A 22,496-nucleotide genomic window follows, 5' to 3' on the forward strand; every position below is an offset into this window, starting at 1 on the left:
AGCGCCGATTGTAAGGCACATGTAGCGTGTCGGGATTGTTACGCGGCGAGCATACCGAGGTCCGGACGGTCGGCGAGCCACGCGTCGATGCGCGGTGCGTCGTCACGCAGGCCGGCCGCGGGCGCCGGCATCGCGACCAGTGCGTGCCGTGCACGTTCAAGCGCCTGAGCGAAGCCCCGCAGCTCGCGCGTCGCGGGCCGGTCGTCGGCATGCCGGCGCGCGAGTGCTGCTTCGATGTTCACACCGATCAACGCGAGTTGCGCGTCGATGAATGCGATGCACAGCGCGTGGCATTGCGCGGACACCGATGCAACAGCCGACAGGACCGGCACGATCGACACGGTCAGATAGCCGCCGGGCGCAAGCCGCGACAGCGCATGCCGCACGTCCTGCCCGCCATCGGTCAACGATGCGAACACCGCATCCCGCCACACTGCGCGCTCGAACACGAGCGCATCGCGATACGCGTCGAGCGCCGCACGGTCTTCGATCTGCCCGGCCGTCACCAGCGGAATCGGAAAGGAAGATGCAACGGACGATCGCGCGCTCGCCGCTTCGACGATGCAGTTCGCGCCGAGCCATCCCGCATCGTCACGCCGCGCGGCCAGCACGCGGGACTGCAAGCGGTCGGGCAGCATCGGATCGAGCGGCACCGCGCGGCAGATCGACGGCTTGTCCGCATGCACGCTGCAGCGTCCGTCGTCGGCCAGCGCCGCGCACCGGCCGAGCGACGGATAGTCGTAGCCCTGCAGCGTCAGCGCGATCCATTCGTTCCCCGCGCCGTCGGTGCGATGAAACAACCGCGCCGCCAGCGCATCGGACGCCGCGACGTCGTCCGCATCGAGCGCATGCTCGCGGCCGCCCGCACGCCAACGCTCGCCGATGCGCCGCTTCGGCACGCGACGGATCGTCAGCGCACCGACGAAGCGATGCCGATGCCGGAACAGTTCGCGCAACGACAGCGTCGGCGCGCTGTTGCAGCAGCGTCCGCAGGCGTTGCACGCGAGCAGGTAAGTGTCTACCACGGCCGCCGCACCGAATCCTGGTAGCGCGTGAGGATGAAACGCGCGACGTCGTCCGAGTGGTACGCGGCGACGAGCTGCGTCACCCACGGCTTCGCGCGATCGGCATCGCGCACGGTCAGCACGTTCGCATACGGCGAGCGCGCATCCTCGAGGCTGATGCTGTCGCGCGCGGGTTGCAGCCCGGCACGCGCGGCATCGTCGCTGTCGATCGCGACGAACGCGGCCGTATCGAGCGCCGCGTAGAGGCGATCGCGACGCAGCGCGACGAGCTTCAGCCCGAGCCGATTGCCGGTCACGTCGCGCAGCGTCGCACGCAGGCCGGCCCGCTCGCGCAGCGTCACCAGCGTATCGTTCTGCAGCAGCACGAGCGCGCGCGCCATCCCGCGCGAATCGGCGGGAATCGCAACCGTCGCACCGGGCTGCAGTTCGTTCAGGTTCTTCAATTTGCGCGAATAGAGCGCCATCGGCAACGTGACGGTCGGCGCGATGCCGGTCAGCGCGTAGCGTTTCTGCGCGCGCGTCGCGGCAAGCTGTTGTGCATCCTCGAAGCTGGCCGCGTCAATCTGGCCGTCGGCCAGCGCCGCGTCGATGCGCGATGCATCGTCGAACTCGACCACGTCGATGCCGAATCCTCGCGATGCGGCGACCCGCTTCACTTCGTCCAGGACCTGCGCATGTACACCGCGCGTCACGCCGACGCGCACCGCCGGTGCGGCCGATTCGGCGGCAGCGGTCAAACCCGAATGACCGACCGCGCACGCAACGATCAGCCACGCGCCCACGTCATGCAAGACACGCTTCATGATGCATCCCTCAGAATCGTGCGAAACCCGATATGCGACGCGCCGAGATCGGCTTCCTGCTGTTCGCGCGACGACGCGCGATAGCGCACGCAGTAATCGCGCGAGCACAGGAACGAGCCGCCCTTGATGACCATCGGCGTATCGTGCCGGCGCGTCGGCGGCGCGACGGCCGCCGTGTCGCCGTTCGTGTGCGACTGGTGCGGGCCCGTGTATGCGTCCTTGGTCCATTCCCATGCGTTGCCGATCATGTCGTAGAGCCGGAACCCGTTCGCCGCGTAGCAGCCGACCGGCGCGAGCCCCGCATGGCCGTCCTCGGCCGTGTCGAGCACCGGGAACACGCCTTGCCAGTAGTTCGCGGCCGGCTTGCCCTGCGCATCGCGCGGCGCCGCGTCGAGCGACGCATCGTCGCGACCGGCCTTGCCCGCGTATTCCCATTCGGCCTCGGTCGGCAGGTCGCGGCCGAGCCAGCGCGCATACGCGAGCGCATCGCGCTGCGTCACGAGCGTGACGGGCAGGTTGCCGAGCCCGTCGACGCCGCTGCCCGGCCCGCGCGGATGACGCCACGATGCGCCCTTCACCCACGACCACCACGCCAGGTCGCGCGCGTTCATCTCGTCGCGCGTCGGCACATGGAACACGGCCGCCCCATCCTGCTGCTCGGCCTCGGTCACGTAGCCGGTCGCCTGCACGAACGCGGCGAACTGCGCGATCGTCACGTCGGTCTGGTCGATCCAGAACCCGCCGACACGCGTGCGGCCGTCACCGACCGGGCGCTCGTCCGCATAGCCGCGCGTGCTGCCGAACACGAACGCGCCGCCGCGCAAGTGCACCATCCCGGCCTTCGGGTCGTCGCGCCACTTGGCCGGCAGCCCCGAATAGCGCGCGCACTGTCGCTCCGTGCCGAGCGGCGCGAGCGCGCGGCCGTGATTCGCGTCGTCGAATGCATCGCCCGCCGGTGCGACGGGATTCGCATAGCCGGCCGCGAACGCGGCGGCGAACAGCGTGGCGGCCAGCGCCGCACCGATCGTCCAGAACCGGAACCGCATCGTGTCGCTCCCGGGTTCAGTAGTAGCCGCGCGGACGCAGCGGTTCGACACCGCCGACGTTGCTCATGTAGGTCTTCCACTGGTCGACGAGCGTGCTGATCACCGACGGGTTCTGCGCGGACACGTCGGTCGTCTCGCCGCGATCCGACGCGAGGTCGTACAGCTGCCAGTGACCGTCGGGCGGCCCGAGCGGCGGCTCGGTCCACAAGGCCTTCCAGCGGCCGTCGGCGCTGCGCAGGTATGCACGGCCGTAGGCTTCGTCGCCGAACGGCGCGGTATGCACTTCGCCCGTCGCCGTGCCCGTCAGCACCGGCAGCAACGACTGGCCGGTGACCGGATACACGTAGCGGTTGTTGTAGACGACCTTGCCCTTGTTCTGGTCGACACCCGTCAGTGTGTTGACGAGCGGCGGCGCCGGCTGCGACGGCGGCGTGACGCCCGCGACCGCGAGGAACGTCGCCGTGTTGTCGGTCACGTGCGTGAAGGCGCGCAGCGTCGGCAACTGCTGCGTCTGGCCCGGCAGGCGGACGATCGTCGGCGTCGATACGCCGCCTTCAGCGGAATACCCCTTCGTGAGCCGGAACGGCGACGCGCTCACTTCGGCCCAGCGCAACCCGTACTGCAGGCGCTGCGCGTTCTGCTTGCCGTTGTCGGTGCCGAGCGTCGAATAGATCGGGTCCTGCCCGTTCGCGGTGTCGGTCGCCGTCGGGTCGGCGCCGCCGTCGATCGGCCAGCCTTCCGCGCCGTTGTCCGACTGGAACATGATGAACGTGTTGTCGTATTCGCCGATGTCCTTCAGGTGCTGGATCAGCAGGCCGATGTTGTAGTCGAGGTTCTCGACCATCCCCGCATAGATCTCCATGTAGCGCGCCTGCGCCTTGCGCTCGGCCGGCGTCAGGCTCGACCACAGCTTGTCGACCTTGCCGGGGCCGTAGTCGCTGTAGCCGTCCGCGGCCGAATGCACCGCGCTGATGTATTTCGCGGCGGCCGTGCCGTTGTTCGCGGTCGCGGGCGACGCGGCCGTCGTTTCAGGCAGGCCGTCGAACGGCTTGAAATCGGCGGGGATCAGGCCGAGCGCCTTCTGCCGCGCGATCCGCGCGTTGCGGATCGCGTCGTAGCCGGCGTCGTACACGCCCGCGTACTTGTGCAGCCACGGATCGGGTACCTGCAGCGGCCAGTGCGGCGACGTGAAGGCCGCGTACGCGAAGAACGGCTTGCCGTCGCGCTGGTTCGAGTCGATGTACGAAATCAGCTTCTGCGTATAGAAGTCGGTCGAATAGAACACGGCCGGGCTGCCGCCCGTGCCGCCCGGCTGTCCGGGCTGGCCAGGCTGCACGTAGCGGCCGTCTTCCGTGTAGTTCGACGAGCCGGCCGGCTCGTGCGCGAAGTGGTTCGTCGCCGCGCCGCCGAGCAGCACGTAGCTGCGCTCGAAGCCCCACTGGTCCGGCGTCTGCCCGCTGCCCGTCGCGCTGCCGACGATCCCCGAGCCGATGTGCCACTTGCCCGCGATGTACGTGTGATAGCCGGCATCCTTCAATAGTTGTGCGAACGACAATGCACGATCGTTCAGGTAGCCCTCGTAGCCGGGCAGCCCGCGCCGTTCGTCGGTCGGCACGCCCATCGTGCCTTCGCCGACGAGATGGTGGTCGGTGCCGGACACCAGCATCGCGCGCGTGATCGCGCAGACGGTGCCCGTGTGATGGTTCGACAGGATGCGGCCCGACGCGACGAGCGCGTCGAGGTTCGGCGTGTTGATCTCGCCGCCGAATGCATGGATGTCGGAATAGCCGAGATCGTCGGCCATGATGTACAGGATGTTCGGGCGCTTCTGAGCCAGCGGCGGCGTGGTGCTGGTGGGTGACGGCGGCGGATCGCTGTCGACGCCGCCGCACGATGCGAGCGACAGCGCGCCGGCAATCGCGGCGCAGACGACACGGAAACGAAAAGCATGTAACGGCGACGCGGACTTTTTCATTGTTCTGAACGCTCGATCTACGGGATCGGCGATCTTAGCGTCGCGCACGCGGCACCCAAAGTCCGATTCGTCACATGCTAACGGGGTGACGGAATATGCGCGCCAGCAGAATGCCCGCCATCAGCGCACACGCATGTGCGCGCCCGCAAAGCACGCAGAAACCGGCGCTGCCGGGCGCCGCGTCTACGGCGCCCGATGCGTCGACGCCGGCTTCAGCTGCGCCCGCCGAGACTGCCGCCACCGTCCACGGCCAGCACCTGCCCCGTGACGAAGCCCGCCTCGTCCGACAGGAAGAATGCAATCGCCACGGCCACGTCGTCGGACGTGCCGAGCCGGCGCGCGGGGATCGTCGCGAGCACCTTGCGCTCGGCTTCGCTGCCGACGGGCCGCGTCTGCCGGAACAGCTCCGTCTCGATCGGCCCCGGCGCAACCGCGTTGACGGTCACGCCATGTTCGGCGAGTTCGAGCGCCCACGTGCGCGTGCAGCCGACGAGCGCACTCTTCGCGGCGGAATACGCGGTGCGATCGAGGCTGCCGAAAATCGCGCGGCTGCAGATGTTGACGATGCGTCCGTGGCCGCGTGCCTTCATCGCATCCGCGAAGTGCTGCGTGACCTGGATCGCGGCCCGCACGTTGAGATCGAACACGGTCTGCAGCGACTGGAAATCAATCTGTCCCAGCGGTTGCGGCAACACGATGCCCGCGTTGTTCACGATGCCGTCGACATCGTGCTGCTCGCTGATGCGTGCCAGGGTGGCCGCCGTCTGCTCGATGTCGGCGAGATCGCACGCGAGCAATTCGCCGGGGAAGTCGATGCCCTGCGCGTGACGCGCAAGGCCGATGACGTGATGACCGTGCCGGGCGAGCAACGTGCTGACCGCGAGGCCGATGCCGCGCGATGCGCCGGTGACGAGATAGGTGCGAGATGACATGCGTGCTCCCGAAGTCCGTTCATGTGAATAGCGTGGAGAGATGTTTCCGGGGCGGAAGCCCGGAACCTGCACTTTCGTCGGACGATTCTACGTGCGTAACGGGACGTTACGTCGTGTCGTTACGGGCGAACCCGTAGCAACACGTTACGTTTTCTTCGATCAGCATCGCCAGGAATTTCCAAATCAGGATTTTCCGGAAATATCGTCTGATTTAATTGTAATACTCCATTTATAAAAGAAAGTTTGTTAATGAATATCGAACTCGCAAACGTTTTACGTGAAAGAAACATGGCACCCAAAAATTAGACGAATAACGACTTAAAAATATAAACCGTTTAAAACAGCGGCAGGCATGCCTCTTGCTGACTCCCCCCACCATGTGCCGCGTTCGACCAGGAACGAATAACCCGAAAATCGGGCGGCACCTTATTTCGTACAAATGATTCCGGGGTCGGGGAAATGGTATCGAGCGCAAGCAGGCGATTGGCCTGGGGGGCCGTGACGTGCCTGTCGCTATTCGCGACGGCACACGCACTGGCACAAGACACCGTCGACGTGGCGCCTGCCGCCGCGGCGAACGGCGGACATCCGATTGCGCCGCCCTCGACGCTGCTGAACGCCGAACGCGTCCTCGAAGCACCGAAGCCCGCGCCCGGCGCGGGCCCGGCCACGGCGAAGCCGGCCACCGGCGCCGCGTCGGCCGGTGCCCAGGCCGCCGCCCGCCATGCCCTTCCGGAAGACCAGCTCGGCGGCACGGTCACGACCGATGCCGTGACGCTCGCCGGCCGCGATTTCTATACCTACTTCTCGCAGACGTGGTCGGAAATCCCGCTGAGCGAGCGCTACATGGTCGCCATTCACGAACGCCCGTCCGGGCGATACGGCAGCCTGATCTGGGTCGAATTCCAGCAAAAACGCGTATTCCAGACCTTCCTGCCGATCGCACGGGCCAACGTCAAGGCCGTGGCGGAAAGCGCCGCCAATATTTCCTTTCAAACCGTCATTCAGGACGATCTGTCGAATTTGTTGTTTCCCGATTCGGATCTGGCCAAAGACGAGATTTAGTCGATTAATCAAAAACAGGGGTTAGGGAAAATGAATCGAATCAGATTGAGCTTGATCGCCCTGGTCGCGATGACCGCGGTGTCGCCGTATGCGTGGTCGTCGACGCTGGTTTACCAGCCGAACAACCCGAACTTCGGCGGCAACCCGGCAAACGGCCCGAATCTGCTCAACGAGGCCAATGCGCAGAACAAGCACACGGATCCGTCGCTGTCGGCGTATTCGTCGCCGACGTCCACGTCGTCGCTCGACCAGTTCAATGCGCAGCTGCAGCAGGCGATCCTGTCGCGCGTCGCCGGCTCGGTGACGAACTCGATCGTCGGCACCAACGGCGAGCTCAAGCCGGGGACGATCAGCACCGGCAACTTCACGATCGTCGTGAGTGCAGCCGGCAACGGCAGCCTGCAAGTGACGACCACCGACAAGACGACGGGTGCGACCTCGACGTTCATCGTCAGCAACGGCCAATAAATCGAAAAAAACGACTGAGCGAATCATGAAAAAAAATGCTGAACGCACTCGCTTCAACACGGGGATGACACGGATCGCGATGGGTGCGGTGTTGCTGCTGTCGCTGGTCGGCTGCGTCACGCGGCCGATGCCGGCACTGAGCAACGCGACGCTGACGCCGCCGACGCGCACCACGCGCGACCTCACGCATCTCCCGCCGCCGAAGGGCAAGATCGTCGCGGCCGTGTACGGCTTTCGCGACCTGACGGGGCAGTACAAGGCCTCGCCGGACAGCTCCTTCTCGTCGCAGGTCACGCAGGGCGGCGCGTCGTTCCTCGTCAAGGCGATGCGCGACTCCGGCTGGTTCACGCCGGTGGAACGCGAGAACCTGCAGGATCTGCTGACCGAACGCAAGATCATGCGCGCCACCGACGGCTCGGATGCGAAGAAGGCGCAGAACGACGCGATGGCGCCGCTGATGCCCGCGAACATCGTGCTCGAGGGCGGCATCGTCGGCTACGACACGAACGTCCGGACCGGCGGGGCCGGCGTCGCCTACCTCGGGATCAGCGGATCGACGCAGTACCGGATCGACCAGGTCACCGTCAACCTGCGCGCGATCGACATCCGCACGGGCCAGGTGCTCAACAGCGTGTCGACGACCAAGACCGTCTACTCCTATCAGGTCGACACGGGCATCTATCGCTTCGTCGGCTTCAAGGACCTGCTGCAGGCGGAAGCCGGGCTGACGCGTAATGAACCCGCGCAGATCTGCGTGAACGAAGCGATCGAATCGGCGCTCACGCACCTGATCGTCCAGGGCGTCGCGAACCAGACCTGGGTGCTGAAGAACGATCAGGACTGGTACGACCCGACGATGCAGCGGTATCTGCAGGAAGACCGGAAATACGCGCAGGACATGGAGGACGCGAACACCGCGTACGACCCGCAGAAGATCGATCGTTCGGCTGCGTCCACTCATTAACCGGCATCACGCCGGCCAGCGGAGAAAACATGATGAATCGACAGCGTGATCGGAACGGGCGCGCCCGCGCGATGCGACGGGTGCTCGCGATCGTGGGGGCAGCAGCAGCGATGCAGGCGGCGTCGGCGGCACCCGTGCCGCTCAACGACCTCGGCCCGCCGGAACCCGCGTTCGACTACAGCGGCAACATCGTCGCGGTCCGGCAGAGCGGCGTCGGCAATAACGCATCGCTCGACCAGGCGGGCCACAACGGTGCGCTGATCTGGCAGGCCGGCGACGGCAACGCGATCGTCGCGCGGCAGACCGGTGCGCAGAACTGGATCGCGGCGTCGCAGGTCGGCCTGGGCAACACATTGAATGCGACCCAGCGCGGCAACGGCAACACGTTGCAGGTGCAACAGAACGGCGTCGGCAATTCGGTCGAATCGACGCAGGTCGGCACGTCGCTGTCGGCGCGCGTCACGCAGAACGGCATCAACAACGCGGTGAACATCGTGCAGGGCGGATCGAACACCGGCATCCAGGTGATCCAGACCGGCAACGGCGCGCGCGCCACGGTGGTGACGCGGTAACGGTTACGCGGTTTGCACGTGCTTTGCTCGAAGTGGTGTGAGGTGTGGACGTGAGAGCGTCCTCAATTGGCGGGGGTGCCGGCTAAAGATCGACTTTTCCGGCGAATTTTCTTTCGAATCAGGAGCAACAAATGAAGGTGACCAAGTCTGCAATCGCAATCGCAGTGCTGATGCTCGCATCGGCTGCCGCACAGGCCGATTCGTCGGGGAACAACGTGAACATCGGACAATCCGGCAACTTCAACTCGGCAACCGTCGAACAGACGGCGACGAGCGGTGATTCGGTGACGATCAACCAGTCGGCAGCCGGCAACGATCCCCGCTACGGGTTCGTCGCCAACGTGACGACCCAGGGCGGCAACGGCGACACGACCGTGATCCAGCAGAACTCCTGGTGGGCGCAGCCGTATTCGAGCGTGAACGTGTCGCAGACGAACACGTCGAACGAGCGGAACTACGTGACGCAATCCGGCGGCGGCGATTTCTCGGCGACCATCACGCAATCGGCGTCGGTTTACACCGGCGGCCCGCAATACGACACCAACACGATCAACCAGTACAGCTACATCGACAGCGCGTCGATTTCGCAATCGGGCGGCGGCTGGAACACCGTGACGATCAACCAGGGCACGCCGAGCCAGTCGGCGATCGGCAACAACGCGACGGTGACGCAGGCGGACACGACCGGCAACACCGTCGGCATCACGCAGACCGGCAACAACGGCACCGCGAACGTCCAGACGACCTGGGCCGGCGGGAACGCGACGTCGATCACGCAAACGGGCGGCACGACCAACGCCAGCGTGACGCAGTTCGCCGAAAGTGGCGACCGGGTCACGACGACCCAGAGCGGCACCGAAACCGCCACCGTGAGCTCGTGGTTCGGCGGCGGCAACAACACGACGATCTCGCAATCGGGTGGCGTGAACGGCAACAACGCGACGGTGAACCAGATCGCGGCGGCCGGCAACACGACGTCGATCACGCAGACCGCCGACGGCAACAACGCGACGGTCAATCAGTGGTTCGAGTTCGGCGACAACGCGACGATCAACCAGTCGGCAGCGTCGAACAACGCGACGATCACGCAGCAGTACGGCTACGGCAACAGCGCGTCCATCACGCAAACGGCCGCGTTCAACACGGCGTCGATCTCGCAAAACAACTCGGCCGGTTCGTCGGCATCCATCACGCAGGCTTCGGCGGACAACCAGGCGTCTGTGGCGCAAACGGCATCGGGCTCGTCGACGACGGTGAGCCAGTCGGGCGACATCGGCAACTACGCCAATGCATCGCAGACGGGTGCGGATGACGTGCTGAGCCTCTCGCAGGCCGGTGGCTTCAACATCATCAACGCATCGCAAGTGTCGGGCTCGGGCAACCAGGGCTACGTGACGCAGAACGGCTACTTCAACAACGCCACGCTGGTACAGCAAGGCAACGCGAACTACGCGAGCATCAACCAGAACGGCGCCTACAACACCGTTTCGCTCAAGCAGCACTAAGCACCGCCGGCGTCACGAAAAGGCCGGACGGTTGCCCGTTCGGCCTTTTTTTCATTCGACAGGGGACGATCATGGTTGGCATTCACGATCTCAACGCCTATTTCGACGTCGCCGCCAGTGCCGGCGGCGTGAACATCGTGCCGCACGTGCAGGCGGCCGCGCCGGTCGACGTGTCGTACAGCCTGCGCATCACCAAAACCGGCGGCGCCGGCTCGGCCTCGCTGACACGCTCCGGCGAATCGCGACTCGCCGGCGGCGAGGATCGGCCGCTCGCGACGCTGCGGCTGAGCGTCGATTCGGGCGATATCTGCAAGGCGACGCTGGTGCTGCACGTCAATGGCGAGCACGCGGAGTATTCGGTGGACTGCAATCCGCAGCGGGCGTCGAATTGAACCGGTGCGGCGCCGGCGCGTCGTGCCGCATGCCGGGCATGCGTCGGCGGCCCGACGCTCCCGGCATCCGCGCGCGCCGTCGTCAGCCGGCCCGCCCCGCCGCGACCGGCATCGTGCGTCGCGACGCGATCCGCAACGCCAGCACGCCGCCGGCCAGCAGCGCGACCGCGACGAGCAGCAGCGCGAGGTCGTACGCATGCGTGACGTCCTTGATCCGCCCCATCACCGGCGGCAGCGCAAGCCCCGCGATGTTCGCGACCGCGTTGATCAACGCGATCGACGCGGCGGCCGTGAGCCCCGACACGTACTCGGTCGTCACGGCCCAGAACACGGGCGTCGCGGCCCAGTTGAAGCCGACCGCGAGCACGAGCAGCGCATACGCGACGGGCAGCGTCGGCGTATAGATCGCCGCGATCAGCAACGCGCCGGCCAGCAGCATCGGCACGCCGAGATGCAGCGCGCGTTCGCCGCCGAGATCCGAATGCCGGCCGTTCACGTACATCGCGACGCACGCGAACAGGAACGGCAGCGCGGACAGGCTGCCGACCGCGAAACTCGATTGTCCCGACAGGCTCTTCACGAGCAGCGGCAGGAACAGCGTGAGGCCGATCGTGCCGAATGCCTGCAGCAGCCAGAACGCGGCGAGCGCCCACACCTTGCCGTCGCCGAACGCACGCCGCAGCGCGGCGCCATGCGACAGGTGCTCGCGCGGCGCGCTGTCGCGCAGCGTCGCTTCGAGCCACGCGCGCTCGTCGGCCGGCAGCCAGCGTGCATGCGCGGGCGTGTCGGGCAGGCGGCGCAGCACGACGAACCCGAGCAGCAGCGCGGGCACGCCTTCGAGCAGGAACAGCCAGCGCCAGCCTTCGATGCCCAGCACGCCGTTCAGGTTCAGCAGCGCGCCGGACAGCGGCAACCCGATCACCGACGCGAGCGTCGCGCCGATATAGAAGAACGACATCGCGCGCGCACGATCGCTCGGCGGATACCACGCCGACAGGTAGTAGATGATTCCCGGCGTGAATCCCGCTTCCGCCGCGCCGAGCAGCAGGCGCATCGCATAGAGTTGCCCCGGCGTATGGACGGTGCTCATCGCGGCCGCGACGATGCCCCACGTGATCATGATCCGCGCGATCCAGCGGCGTGCGCCGACGCGCGCGAGGAACAGGTTGCTCGGCACCTCGAACAGGATGTAGGTCACGTAGAACAGCCCCGCGCCCAACCCGTACATTTCGGCGCTCAGCCCGAGATCGGCGTTCATCTGCAGCGCCGCGACCGAGATGTTCGAGCGGTCGATATACGCGACGAGATACAGCAGCATCAGGAACGGAATCAGGCGCAGGTTCAGGCGTCGCATCGTCGCGGCGTGCAACGGCGGGGCGGCAGCGGTCATCGGTGTGTCTCCTGGTTCGTCCCGCGCGTCGTGCGGGACGGTACGGCCGCCGCACGCGGCGGCAGCGTCGCGCCGCGTGAGGCGCGGCGTCATCCAGGCCAGTCTAGGAGCCGCGTGAATTTCGCGTCAATTACCGGGACGTCATCTCGATATGTGAGATGCGTGTGGCGATCGGCGCCCCGCGTGCGTATGGGTCGATTCGGCTCAGTAACGCATCACGAGAAACAGCCCGGCGGCCGCGAGTGCCATGCCCGGCCACGCGAGCGCGCCGATCGTCTCGCCCAGCGCGACGAGTGCGATCAGCGCGGTCGCGGGCGGGATCAGGAAGAACAGCGCCGACACGCGCGACGCCTCGCCGTACCGCACCATCGCGAGCAGCAGCGAGATCGCGATCAGCGAGTTGCAGATGACGAGGTACGCGAGCGAACCGGCGAGCCCGGCGGTCCATTGCACGTGCATCGGTTCGAGCGCGAACCCGAGCGGCGCGGTGACCGCCAGGCCGACCGTGTACTGCACGAGGTTCGCGGTGACCGGATGCACGTCGGTGCCGAAGCGCTTTTCCCACAGCGTGCCGCCGGTGATGCATGCGAGCGCGAACAGGGCGAACGCGAGCGCCCAAGGCGACGCGACGTCGACCGACGAACGCGCGAGGATCACCAGCACCGCGCCCGCGGCACCGAGCGCGAGCCCGATCCAGCGCAGCACGCCGACGCGCTCGCCGGCAATCATCGGCGCGAGCAGCCCGACGAGAATCGGCTGCTGCGACGTGACGAGCGCGACAGCGCCGGCCGACATGCCGAGCTTCAGGCTCAGGTACGTGAATGCGAAATAGCCGGCCTGCAGCAACAGGCCGACCACGACGAGATCGCGCCATGCGCGCGCCGTGCGCGGCAACGCGGGGCGCAGCCACAGGAACGGGCCGGCGAGCAGCGCGACGACGCAGGCATAGCGCAGCGCGAGGAACGTGAGCGGATCGGCATAGCGCAAGCCGAGCTTCAGGAACACGAAGCCGCTTGCCCACAGCAGCAGGAACAGCGCGGGCGCGATGCGCAGCCAGCCGGGTTGCCGGGCGGCATTCGGAGTATCGATCGCCGTCATGCGCATTCCCAGTGTGTCGTCGCCGGGATATCCGCCCCGCTTGCGCCGGGGCCGCGTGTATGTGCGCGCATCAGCGGCGCACCGGGTGACCGGTGAAGTTCGGTACGGTCACGGTCGCGACGATGACGACCTGCGGTTCCCGCTTCATCACGGCATGCCCCCGGTATATTCGGCGTGCGACGATCATACGCCGCGTCAGCCGATCATGCTTCGTGGGGATCTCGCGCCAACCTCAATCATCCGACGCCAGCATGCGCGGTATCTCGTCGACGAGCGCATCGATGACGACGCGCACCTTCGACGGCACCTGGCGCGATGCCGGCCGCACCGCGAACACTTCGGCACCCGACACGCTGTTGCTGTCCATCACGAGCGCGAGGCGGCCGTCGCGCAGGTAAGGCGCCATCAGCCAGCACGGCAGCCATGCGAGGCCCGCGCCGGCGGCGGCCGCATCGGCGATCGCCAGCAGGTCGTCGAGCCGCAGGCGGCCGGCCGGGCGATGGTCGTGCACCGCGCCGTCCGCGCCGACGACCCGCCACGGCGTCGGTTGCCCGCCGCGCGAATACGCGATGCCGACGTGCGACGCGAGTGCGTCGAGCCCCGCCGGCCGGCCATGACGTTCGAGATACGCGGGCGACGCGCAGATGCCCATGCGCTGCACGCCGAGCTTCCGGCCGACGAGCGCGCTCGTATCGGCCAGCTCGCCGATGCGCACCGCGATGTCGAAGCCGTCGTTGACCAGGTCGGCCACGCGATCGCTGAACGACACGTCGATCTCGAGCCGCGGATGGCGCTCGACGAGGCGCCGCATGACGGGCGCCACGCATTGCCGCCCGAACAGCACGGGCACGCTGACCCGCAGCCGCCCCGCCGGCTCGCGTTGCCCCGCGTCGAGCGCGGCCTCCGTCTCGCCGAGTTCGGCCAGCAGCCGCCGGCACTGCTCGTAGTAGACGAGCCCTTCGTCGGTCAGGCCGAGCTGGCGCGTCGTGCGCTGCAGGAGCCGGGTGCCGAGACGGCGTTCGAGCCGCGCGACGACCTTCGCGACGGCCGAGCGCGTGACGCCGAGCCGCAGCGCGGCCGCCGCGAAGCTGCCCGACTCCACCACGTCGACAAATTCGGCCACGCCTCTCAGCCGCTCGTCCATGCCATTCCGCTCCGGTTGGGTCACAGGGTTGTTTCCGCACAGGCGACAGTCATTGGCCGATTTCTCGCCAATGCGTCCCCATGCGCAACACTATGATAGTCCGCTCTATCTCGAAAAGGAGTCGACATGCACGCATGGCAAGTGAAACCGGGCGACGGCGTGGCCGGGCTTCGGCGCATCGACGCGACACGCCGCGCGGTCGGGCCGACCGACGTGGTCGTGAAGATCCACGCAGCCGGACTGAACTACCGCGACCTGATGTTCGCGCGCGGCGACTATCTCGGCATCGGCACGGACGCGCTGATCCCGGTTGCCGACGGCGCCGGCGAAGTCATCGAAACCGGCCGCGACGTCACGCGCTTCAAGCCGGGCGATCGCGTGATCAACACGTACTTCCCGCACTGGATCGACGGGCCGCCGACGCCGCGGAAAGTATCCGGATCGCCCGGCGCACAATTCGACGGCGTGCTGGCCGAACATTTCGTGTCCGACGAAGCCGCGCTGGTCGCGATTCCCGCGCACCTGAACTACGACGAGGCGGCGACGCTGTCGTGCGCGGGCATCACCGCGTGGAACGCACTGTTCGCCGACGGCGGCCTGGGGCCCGGCGCGACCGTCGTGCTGCTCGGCACGGGCGGCGTGTCGATCGTCGCATTGCAACTCGCGCGTGCGGCGGGGCTGCGCACCATCGTCACGTCGTCGAGCGATGCGAAGCTCGAACGCGCCCGCGCACTCGGTGCGGACGCAACCATCAACTATCGCGCGACGCCCGACTGGCAGCACGAAGTGCTGCGGCTCACCGGCGGCGCGGGGGCGGGTCTGGTCGTTGAAGTCGGCGGCAAGGATACGCTGCCGCGCTCGGTCGCCGCGACGAAGATGGGCGGCATCGTGTCGGTAATCGGCGGCCTCAGCAGCTTCGCCGGCCCCGAACTCGGGCTGCTGTCGCTGATCGGCGGGATCCGCCAGTTGCACGGGATCATGGTCGGCAGCCGCGCGATGCTCGACGACGTCGTGCGGCTGGTCGACGCGAAGCGGATCAAGCCGGTGGTCGATCGCGTGTTCGGCTTCGACGAAGCACCGCAGGCGTATGCGTACCTGCAGTCGGGGCAGCACTTCGGCAAGGTCGTGATTCGCGTCGCGCAGTAAGCGCGTCGAGGCGGCGGGCAGTTCGGCCCGCCACCTCTTCCGTCATCGCGCCGTCAGAACTTGTGACGGATCCCCGCGTGAACCATCAGCTGCTTCGAGGTCGACGACAGGTCCGCCGCGCCGGGAATATAGGCCTGGTCGAGCGACGACCCCGTCGCATCGCCCGCGATCCGCTGGTACGCGCCCATCAGGTACACGTCCGTGCGCTTCGACAGGTTGTAGTCGGCCATCAGCCCGAGCGAATGGATCTTCGGCTTCGCGCTGCCCGTCGTCGCGTCATAGCGTACCGTCGTGTACACGTACTGCGCACCGACGAACAGCGCGGGCGTGAACTGGTATTTGCCGTTCACCTCGAAGTTCTGGTACTTGATCGCCGACACCGTGCCACCCGCGAGCGGGCCGGTCACCGGCTCGATCGTTTCGTCGCCGAACAGGTAGCCGACGTTCGCGGTCGGCCGCGTGACGTTGCTGTTCGTGTACGCGAACCCGACCGTCGCCGGCCCCGCCGTGTAGTTGATGCCCGCACCGAAGATCCGCAGCCGCGCCGACGCGAAGTTCGCATCGGCGCCGACCGATCCCGAGCCCGCGATCGCGCCGCCCGACGTTGCGCCCGGGTTGTCCGCATTCAGGAAAGCCGCGCCGACGAGCAACCCGCCCTGCTCGTACTGCGCGCCGACGCTCCACTGCCGGTTGTTCGCGAAGCCCGTGTCGTTGCTGAAGCTGTACGTGCCGCCGAACGAGAAGCCGGCAAAATCCGGGCTCGCATACTTCACCGTGTTGTTCACGCGAAACGTGTTGCCGGTGTTGTCGTTGTCGAGCGGATGCGAGAACGGGTAGACGCCCCAGCTGCCGTTTGCGGTCGTGGGCGCGAGATAGTCGACCACCGCATCGTATTGCCGGCCGAGCGTCAGCGTGCCGAAACGCGCGCTGCCGAGCCCGACGTAGGCCTGCCGCCCGAACATGCGGCCGCCCTGCGCGAGCGTGCCGGTGTTCACGTTGAAGCCGTTCTCGAGCTGGAACAGCGCGCTGTAGCCGCCGCCCAGATCCTCGGTGCCCTTCACCCCCCAGCGGCTGCCCTGCGCGAAGCCGCTCGCCATCTGCCACGCACTGTGGCCGCCGACGTTGTTCGTGTAGTCGATGCCCGCATCGACGAGGCCGTACAGCGTGACACTGCCTTGCGCGAACGCGGGCGCTGCACACAGCGCCGGAATCGCGACGAATAACGATCTCCAGTTCATTCGGTTTCCTTATTTATATTTTCGTGACCGCCCGTTGTCCGGGCGTCGCCGCTTACTTCGCGCCGTAGATGTCGAAGTCGAAGTACTTCTTGTTGATCCGCTGGTACGTGCCGTTCGCGAGGATTGTCGCGAGCGCGCGGTTGAAGGCGTCGCGCAGGTCGTTGTCCTGCTTGCGCAGCCCGAGCCCGTCGCCCTGCCCGAAGTACTTCACGTCGTCGATCGCCGCGCCGACGAACGCGAAATCCTTGCCCTGCGGCTTCTTCAGGAAACCGTCGCTGGCCGCGATCGATGCCTGGAACGCCGCGTCGAGCCGGCCCGTCACGAGATCGGCATAGACCTGGTCCTGGTTCTGGTACGACACGATCTGGACGCCGGCCGGCTGCCAGTTCGCGACCGCGTAGTCGGCCTGCGCTGAACCCTGCTCGACGCCCACGCGCTTGCCCTTCAGCGCATCGGCCGTCGGCAGCAGCGGCGAGCCCTTGCGCGCGATGAGGCGCGCCGGCGCATTCGAGATCCGGTTCGTGAAGGCGATCTGCTGCTGCCGCTTCGGCGTGATCGTCATCGACGACGCAATCACGTCGAACTTGCGCGCGAGCAGCCCCGGAATCATCCCGTCGAAACTCGACTCGACCCACACGCAGCGCGCACGCAGCTCCGCGCACAACGCGTTCGTGATGTCGATCCCGAAGCCCGTCAGCGTGCCGTCGGGCAGCTTGTATTCGAGCGGCGGGTAAGTCGGATCGACCGCGAGGCGGATCTCCTTGCCCGCCCAGTCGCCCGCATGCGCCGCGCTCGCCGCCAGCGCCATCGCGAGCGCCGCCATCCGTTTCCATTGCTTCATTGCCAGTCTCCTTCCTTGTGTGAATCTTCAGTCAAATTCGTACGGGCACATCACGCGAGGTAGCGTTCCGCCAGTGCGATCCAGTAGCTCGCGCCCGTGGCGAGGCATGCGTCGTTGAAATCGTAGCCGGGGTGGTGCAGCCCGCATCCGGCGGCGCCGTCGCCGTTGCCGATCGACAGGTAGCTGCCGGGGCATGCGTTCAGCATGAACGCGAAGTCCTCGCTGGCCGCGATCGGCCGCAGATGCGGGATCAGCGCGCCATCGCCGCCCCATTCGCGGGCGACGTCGCGTGCAAACGCGGTTTGCTCTGCGTGATTGACCAGCACCGGGTACTCGTGCCGGTAGTCGATCTCGGCAGTAGCGCCATAGCTCGCGGCCTGCCCGTGCACGATCTCGCGAATTCGCCGCTCCAGCAGCGCGCGCACGTCCGGCGACAGCGCGCGCACGCTGAGTTCCAGATCCGCGTGTGGCGGGATCACGTTCGATGCGGTGCCCGCATGGATCGAGCCGGCCGTCACGATTGCCAGGTCCTGCGGGTTCACGTTGCGCGACACGACGGTCTGCAGCGCCATCACGATCGACGCGCACACGACCACCGGATCGATCGTCGTATGCGGCGCCGCGCCATGCCCGCCGCGCCCGGTCACGCGCACGCGCACCTCGTCGGCCGAGGCCATCGCCGGGCCGTCGCAGAAACCGAGCACGCCGGCCGGCAGGCCCGGCACGTTGTGCATCGCGAACACCGCATCGCACGGAAACTGCTCGAACAGCCCGTCGTCGATCATCCGCTTCGCGCCGCCGAGCCCTTCCTCGGCCGGCTGGAAAATCAGGTTCAGCGTGCCTGTAAAGCGTTCGCGCTCAGCCAGGCAGCGCGCCGCCGCGAGCAGCATCGCCGTATGGCCGTCGTGGCCGCACGCGTGCATCACGCCGTCGCACCGGCTCGCGTGCGGCAGCCCGGTCGTCTCGCGGATCGGCAGTGCGTCCATGTCCGCGCGCAGCCCGAGCCGTTTTCCGGGGCCGCGCGTCAACGTGCCGACCACGCCGGTGCCGCCGAGACCGCGCGTCACCCGATAACCCCACGTTGTCAGGAAGCCGGCCACGAGATCGCTCGTCGCGTGCTCCTCGAAGCCAAGCTCCGGATGCGCGTGCAGCCGGCGGCGCAGCGCAATCATCTCCGCCTCGATGGCCGCCATTTCCGGCTGGATATGTTTATGTTCCAACCCCGATTCTCCTCGATGCATTCCGGTTGCCGATCGCCCGAATGACCGATCGTGGCCGCATCGTAGGCAGCGAAAATCCCGGCGAACAGCCGCGGTTTCGTTATGATGACAACCTTTCGTTGTCGGGTATCGCACCATGAGCACGATCAAGCTGCATCAGTTGCAGGCGCTCGTCGCGAGCGCGGAGGCCGGCAGCATCCGCGGCGCGGCACGCACGCTCGGGCTGTCGCAGGCGGCCGTCACACGCGCGCTGCGCGAGCTGGAGGCCAGCGAACGCCTGCCGCTGCTGGTCCGCGCGCCGGAGGGGATCGGCTTCACCGAATACGGCAAGACGCTGCTCACGCACGCGAAGCTCGTGCTGAAACAGCTCGAACACGCGCAGAGCGATCTCGAACGCATGCGCGGCCGCGTCGAAGGCCGGTTGAGCATCGGCGTCACGCCGTGGCTCACGATGACGTTCCTCGCGGAAGCGGTGCTGCGCTTTCGCGCGCAGATGCCCGACGTGCGCCTCGAACTCTACGAAGCGCTGATGGCCGTTGCGCAGCCGCTGTTGCGCGACGGCAGCATGGACTTCGCGCTCGGGCACGTGCAACCGGGCGGCACGCAGGAATTCGCATTCGAGCCGATGCTGCGCTACGAGACCGCGGTGATGGTGCGCGCCGGCCATCCGCTCGAACACGCGCGGTCGATCCATGACCTGCTCGATAACGACTGGGTATTGAATTTCGCGGCCGACGGACAGGCCGCGCTCGTCGAATACCTGTTCACGCGCCACGGTGCCGACATCGACGAACGGCGTATCGTGCGTGCGCAGTCGGTGGCGATGCTGCAGACGATGCTCGAGCAGGCCGACATGTGCACGTGGTGCCCGACGATCCTCGCGGCCGTGCCGTCGTTCGGCGAACGGATGCGCGCGCTGCAGTTGAACGAGACCTTCGAGCCGCGCGACCTCGGGATCGTCACGCGGCGCAGCAGCACGCTCAGCGACGCCGCGCGCTTCTTCATCGACTGCCTGCTGCACGTGATCCGCCGACATGCGCGATCGGCACGCAAGGCGGATCTCGCGCTGTTCAGGACGCTGTCGCTGCTGATCTGACGCGCGGCAGGCGCGGCAGTCGCGGCTCGCCGCCGCGCCGCCGCCTGCGCCTCATGCACGTGCTGCCCGTCAGATCTTCGCCGTGAGCGTGATCCCGACCGTGCGCGGATCGCCGTACAGCACCGGATACGCGCCATACGACGGCAGCAGCTCGAGCTTCTTGTAGACCTTGTTGGTCAGGTTCGTCACATAGCCCGTCACGATGTACTTCTGGTTCGGCGTCGTGTAGGACACGTGCGCGTTCAGCACCGTGTAGCCGCCCTGCCAGAGCTGCGGCATCGTCTGCCGCGTCGCGCTGAAGTACTCGCGGCTGCGGTAATTCACGTCGCCGCCGGCCGTCAGCGTGCCGAACGACACCGGCACGCGATAGTCGAAGCCCGCGTTGATCGTCGTATGCGGCGAACGCGCGAACGAGTTGCCGACGGCGGTCGGCACGTAGCGGAACTCCGTGTAGCGCGTGTTCAGCATCCCGAGGTTCGCGAACAGGTAGAGGCTGTTGACCGGCTGCGCCTTCAGCTCCAGCTCGAAGCCGTCCGCGCGCCCCTGCCCCGCGTTCGACAGCGTCGACACCGGCGGCCCGCCGAACGGGTTCGGCGCCAGCGCGAACACCTGGATGTCGCGATAGTCGTAGTGGAACACGCTCGCGTTGACGATCAGCCGCTTGTCGAACCACTCGCTCTTGATGCCGACTTCGTAGTCGGTCAGGTACTCCGGCGACACGGTCGATATCGTGCTCTGCGTATACGCATTGCCGTTGTAACCACCCGACCGGAAGCCGCGCGCATAGCGGAAATACGCGCGCACGTTGCTGCTGAGCGCATATTCGGGCGTGAGGTCCCAGGTCGGCGCGCGCCACGTGTTCGTCTGGTTCTGCCGCGCGCTGACCGCCAGCGGCGACGACACCGACGACGGATCCCACCAGCTGCCCGGATTGCTGAACGTCACGTTGCCGGTGTCCTGCAACCCGGTCAGGTTGATGTTCTTGCGCTCGATCGTGTAACGCAGCCCGCCCGTCACGTTGAAGCGGTCGGTGAACCGGTACTTCACGCTGCCGAAGATCGCCGCGCTCTGCGTGTGCTGCGTGAGGTCGGTCAAGTGGTAGAACGCGGGCGACGGCGAGCCCGGCAGGCCGCCGCCGGCCCCCTGCTCGGCCAGTTGCTCGGTGAACAGGTGCGTGCCGACGAGCCAGCTGAACCGGTCGTTCTGCGGCGATTCGAGCCGGAATTCCTGCGAGAACTGGCGGCTCGACAAGCGATCGTGCGAGCGCGCGGCGTCGAACGCGGAATAGTCCTCGTCGTCCTGGTACCAGCGGTGTAGCCCTTCGAACGCGGTGATCGACGTCAGCGTCACCGCCGGGTTGATGCGCCAGTGCGCGGTAAGCGACGTGCCCCAGGTCGAGATGTGATCGCTCGACGGCGCGTTGAGCGACACCGTGTACGGATCGCTCGACCCGACGAAGCCGAACTGGTTCGCGCCGCCCGTCCCCGCGCCCTGCGCGTGCCACGCATTGCCGCCGCCTGTGTAGTTGCGGCCGTGGATGTTGAACAGGAAGTCGGTATCCGAGGTCGGCACGGCGAGCACCTGGAAGCGCACCGCATTGTCGTGGAAGCCGCCGAAACGCCCTTGCTGCACGGTATTCGTGTAGAAGCTGTCGGCGTTCTCGTGATACACCGACACGCGTGCAGCCAGCACGTCGTTCTTGCCGATCGGGCCGCCGATCGCGGCTTCCGCGAGCCGGCTGTTGTACTGGCCGAGCCCGATCTTGCCGTAGCCGCTCACGTCGAAGGTCGGCTTCTGCGACGTGATGCTGAGCGCGCCGCCGACGGTATTCTTGCCCCACAGCGTGCCCTGCGGGCCGCGCAGCACTTCGATGCGATCGAGGTCGAACAACGGGAAGCCCTGCCCGAACACGCTGTTGATGTAGACGTCGTCGAAGTACACGCCGATCGGGCTCAGCGACAGGTCCGACGGATCGTTGCTGCCGACGCCGCGCATGAACCAGCGCGGCCGCTCGCGGCCTTCGGTCGATTGCCCGGTGAAGTTCGGCACGTACTTCGTGACGTCGTTGACCACGCGCAGCTCGTTGTTCCTGATCGTGTCGCCGCTCAACGCGCTCACCGCGACCGGCACATCCTGGATGCTCTCCTTGCGCCGGCGCGCGGTCACCGTCACCGTGCCGAGGTTCGTTTCGCGTGTCGCCGTGCCGCGGCTCACACGGGATGCACGGGCTGCCGCCGGTGCGGCCGCGGCTGCATCGTCCGCGCCCGGTTGCGCCGGCTTCGCGTCCGGCGCCGCCGTCACCGCGCCCTCTTCCGCCCATGCGGGCAACGATACGGCCCCGCCCGTCAGCAGTCCCCCCAGCGCGGTGACGATTAGTTTTTTCCTGAACATCGATGAGTCATCCTGTTTGATCGGTTGAACGCACGTGCGTGCGCGACGCACGGGTTACCTATTGCAATTCGGATGCCAGCATCGAGAAGCCCGTCGCACGGGGCTTCCGGCATGTGTGTGGCGCAGGTGGTGTTGCATGCGCATCTGTGACGGGAAGCAAACTGCTTGTCACGCAACACTCGATG

At 67.0% G+C, this 22,496-nt stretch carries 20 protein-coding genes; 8 read left to right on the forward strand and 12 right to left on the reverse strand.

The window, feature by feature from the left end:
• Positions 1-38: 38 nt before the first annotated feature.
• The 5 genes from BCEP18194_RS35650 to BCEP18194_RS35670 all read right to left on the reverse strand — a co-directional run bounded on the left by BCEP18194_RS35650 (position 39) and on the right by BCEP18194_RS35670 (position 5,781).
• Positions 39-1,025 (reverse strand): YkgJ family cysteine cluster protein, encoded by a 987-nt coding sequence (locus BCEP18194_RS35650; RefSeq protein ID WP_011356173.1) that lies wholly within the window; start codon positions 1,023-1,025, stop codon positions 39-41.
• Positions 1,019-1,828, reverse strand: a complete 810-nt coding sequence (locus BCEP18194_RS35655; protein WP_011356174.1) for a MetQ/NlpA family lipoprotein — start codon at positions 1,826-1,828, stop codon at positions 1,019-1,021. Before BCEP18194_RS35655 ends, BCEP18194_RS35650 begins: the two co-directional genes overlap by 7 nt.
• Positions 1,825-2,874 (reverse strand): formylglycine-generating enzyme family protein, encoded by a 1,050-nt coding sequence (locus tag BCEP18194_RS35660; RefSeq protein ID WP_011356175.1) that lies wholly within the window; start codon positions 2,872-2,874, stop codon positions 1,825-1,827. Before BCEP18194_RS35660 ends, BCEP18194_RS35655 begins: the two co-directional genes overlap by 4 nt.
• A gap of 16 nt (positions 2,875-2,890) precedes the next feature.
• Complete coding sequence (locus BCEP18194_RS35665) at positions 2,891-4,849, reverse strand: arylsulfatase (RefSeq protein ID WP_011356176.1); 1,959 nt, start codon at positions 4,847-4,849, stop codon at positions 2,891-2,893.
• Between the two features lie 212 nt (positions 4,850-5,061).
• Entirely contained in the window at positions 5,062-5,781 is a 720-nt protein-coding gene (locus BCEP18194_RS35670) for an SDR family oxidoreductase (protein ID WP_011356177.1), read from the reverse strand.
• 459 nt (positions 5,782-6,240) lie between these two features.
• Between BCEP18194_RS35670 and BCEP18194_RS38890 the strand changes: the two genes are divergently transcribed.
• The 6 genes from BCEP18194_RS38890 (at position 6,241) to csgH (ending at position 10,747) form a co-directional block, all read left to right on the forward strand.
• The gene (locus tag BCEP18194_RS38890; protein ID WP_011356178.1) at positions 6,241-6,846 is read left to right on the forward strand and encodes a CsgE family curli-type amyloid fiber assembly protein; all 606 of its coding nucleotides are present in this window, start codon (positions 6,241-6,243) and stop codon (positions 6,844-6,846) included.
• Positions 6,847-6,891: 45 nt separating this feature from the next.
• Positions 6,892-7,314 carry a curli assembly protein CsgF gene (locus tag BCEP18194_RS35680; protein ID WP_241026793.1) on the forward strand — a complete coding sequence of 141 codons (423 nt, stop codon included), beginning with the start codon at positions 6,892-6,894 and terminating at the stop codon, positions 7,312-7,314.
• 25 nt (positions 7,315-7,339) lie between these two features.
• The gene (locus BCEP18194_RS35685) at positions 7,340-8,278 is read left to right on the forward strand and encodes a CsgG/HfaB family protein (protein ID WP_011356180.1); all 939 of its coding nucleotides are present in this window, start codon (positions 7,340-7,342) and stop codon (positions 8,276-8,278) included.
• A gap of 29 nt (positions 8,279-8,307) precedes the next feature.
• On the forward strand, positions 8,308-8,850 hold the full coding sequence (locus BCEP18194_RS38895; RefSeq protein ID WP_011356181.1) for a hypothetical protein: 543 nt from the start codon (positions 8,308-8,310) through the stop codon (positions 8,848-8,850).
• 131 nt (positions 8,851-8,981) lie between these two features.
• Complete coding sequence (locus BCEP18194_RS35695; RefSeq protein WP_011356182.1) at positions 8,982-10,355, forward strand: curlin associated protein; 1,374 nt, start codon at positions 8,982-8,984, stop codon at positions 10,353-10,355.
• 71 nt (positions 10,356-10,426) lie between these two features.
• Positions 10,427-10,747, forward strand: a complete 321-nt coding sequence (gene csgH / locus BCEP18194_RS35700; protein ID WP_011356183.1) for a curli-like amyloid fiber formation chaperone CsgH — start codon at positions 10,427-10,429, stop codon at positions 10,745-10,747.
• Positions 10,748-10,829: 82 nt separating this feature from the next.
• Here the strand turns inward: csgH and BCEP18194_RS35705 are convergent, their stop codons facing one another.
• The 3 genes from BCEP18194_RS35705 to BCEP18194_RS35715 all read right to left on the reverse strand — a co-directional run bounded on the left by BCEP18194_RS35705 (position 10,830) and on the right by BCEP18194_RS35715 (position 14,379).
• A complete protein-coding gene (locus tag BCEP18194_RS35705; protein ID WP_041493652.1) occupies positions 10,830-12,137 on the reverse strand; it encodes an MFS transporter in 1,308 nt (435 codons plus the stop codon).
• 204 nt (positions 12,138-12,341) lie between these two features.
• The gene (locus BCEP18194_RS35710) at positions 12,342-13,235 is read right to left on the reverse strand and encodes a DMT family transporter (protein ID WP_011356185.1); all 894 of its coding nucleotides are present in this window, start codon (positions 13,233-13,235) and stop codon (positions 12,342-12,344) included.
• Positions 13,236-13,467: 232 nt separating this feature from the next.
• A complete protein-coding gene (locus BCEP18194_RS35715; protein ID WP_011356186.1) occupies positions 13,468-14,379 on the reverse strand; it encodes a LysR family transcriptional regulator in 912 nt (303 codons plus the stop codon).
• A gap of 126 nt (positions 14,380-14,505) precedes the next feature.
• Between BCEP18194_RS35715 and BCEP18194_RS35720 the strand changes: the two genes are divergently transcribed.
• Positions 14,506-15,525 (forward strand): zinc-dependent alcohol dehydrogenase family protein, encoded by a 1,020-nt coding sequence (locus BCEP18194_RS35720; protein ID WP_011356187.1) that lies wholly within the window; start codon positions 14,506-14,508, stop codon positions 15,523-15,525.
• A gap of 53 nt (positions 15,526-15,578) precedes the next feature.
• Here BCEP18194_RS35720 and BCEP18194_RS35725 read toward each other — a convergent pair whose 3' ends face one another.
• Genes BCEP18194_RS35725 through BCEP18194_RS35735 form a run of 3 tightly spaced genes read right to left on the reverse strand, consistent with a single transcriptional unit; the run spans position 15,579 to position 18,776 of the window.
• Positions 15,579-16,763, reverse strand: coding sequence for a porin (locus BCEP18194_RS35725; protein ID WP_011356188.1), 1,185 nt, complete (start codon positions 16,761-16,763; stop codon positions 15,579-15,581).
• Positions 16,764-16,815: 52 nt separating this feature from the next.
• Entirely contained in the window at positions 16,816-17,604 is a 789-nt protein-coding gene (locus BCEP18194_RS35730) for an ABC transporter substrate-binding protein (RefSeq protein ID WP_011356189.1), read from the reverse strand.
• A gap of 50 nt (positions 17,605-17,654) precedes the next feature.
• Positions 17,655-18,776, reverse strand: coding sequence for a M20 aminoacylase family protein (locus tag BCEP18194_RS35735; RefSeq protein WP_050781682.1), 1,122 nt, complete (start codon positions 18,774-18,776; stop codon positions 17,655-17,657).
• Between the two features lie 184 nt (positions 18,777-18,960).
• Between BCEP18194_RS35735 and BCEP18194_RS35740 the strand changes: the two genes are divergently transcribed.
• Positions 18,961-19,920 carry a LysR substrate-binding domain-containing protein gene (locus tag BCEP18194_RS35740; protein ID WP_011356191.1) on the forward strand — a complete coding sequence of 320 codons (960 nt, stop codon included), beginning with the start codon at positions 18,961-18,963 and terminating at the stop codon, positions 19,918-19,920.
• Between the two features lie 69 nt (positions 19,921-19,989).
• On the opposite strand, the gene BCEP18194_RS35745 is transcribed toward BCEP18194_RS35740, so the two are convergent.
• Positions 19,990-22,311, reverse strand: a complete 2,322-nt coding sequence (locus BCEP18194_RS35745; protein ID WP_011356192.1) for a TonB-dependent receptor — start codon at positions 22,309-22,311, stop codon at positions 19,990-19,992.
• Between the last annotated feature and the right edge of the window lie 185 nt (positions 22,312-22,496).

This window comes from Burkholderia lata (assembly GCF_000012945.1).
Taxonomy (GTDB): domain Bacteria; phylum Pseudomonadota; class Gammaproteobacteria; order Burkholderiales; family Burkholderiaceae; genus Burkholderia; species Burkholderia lata.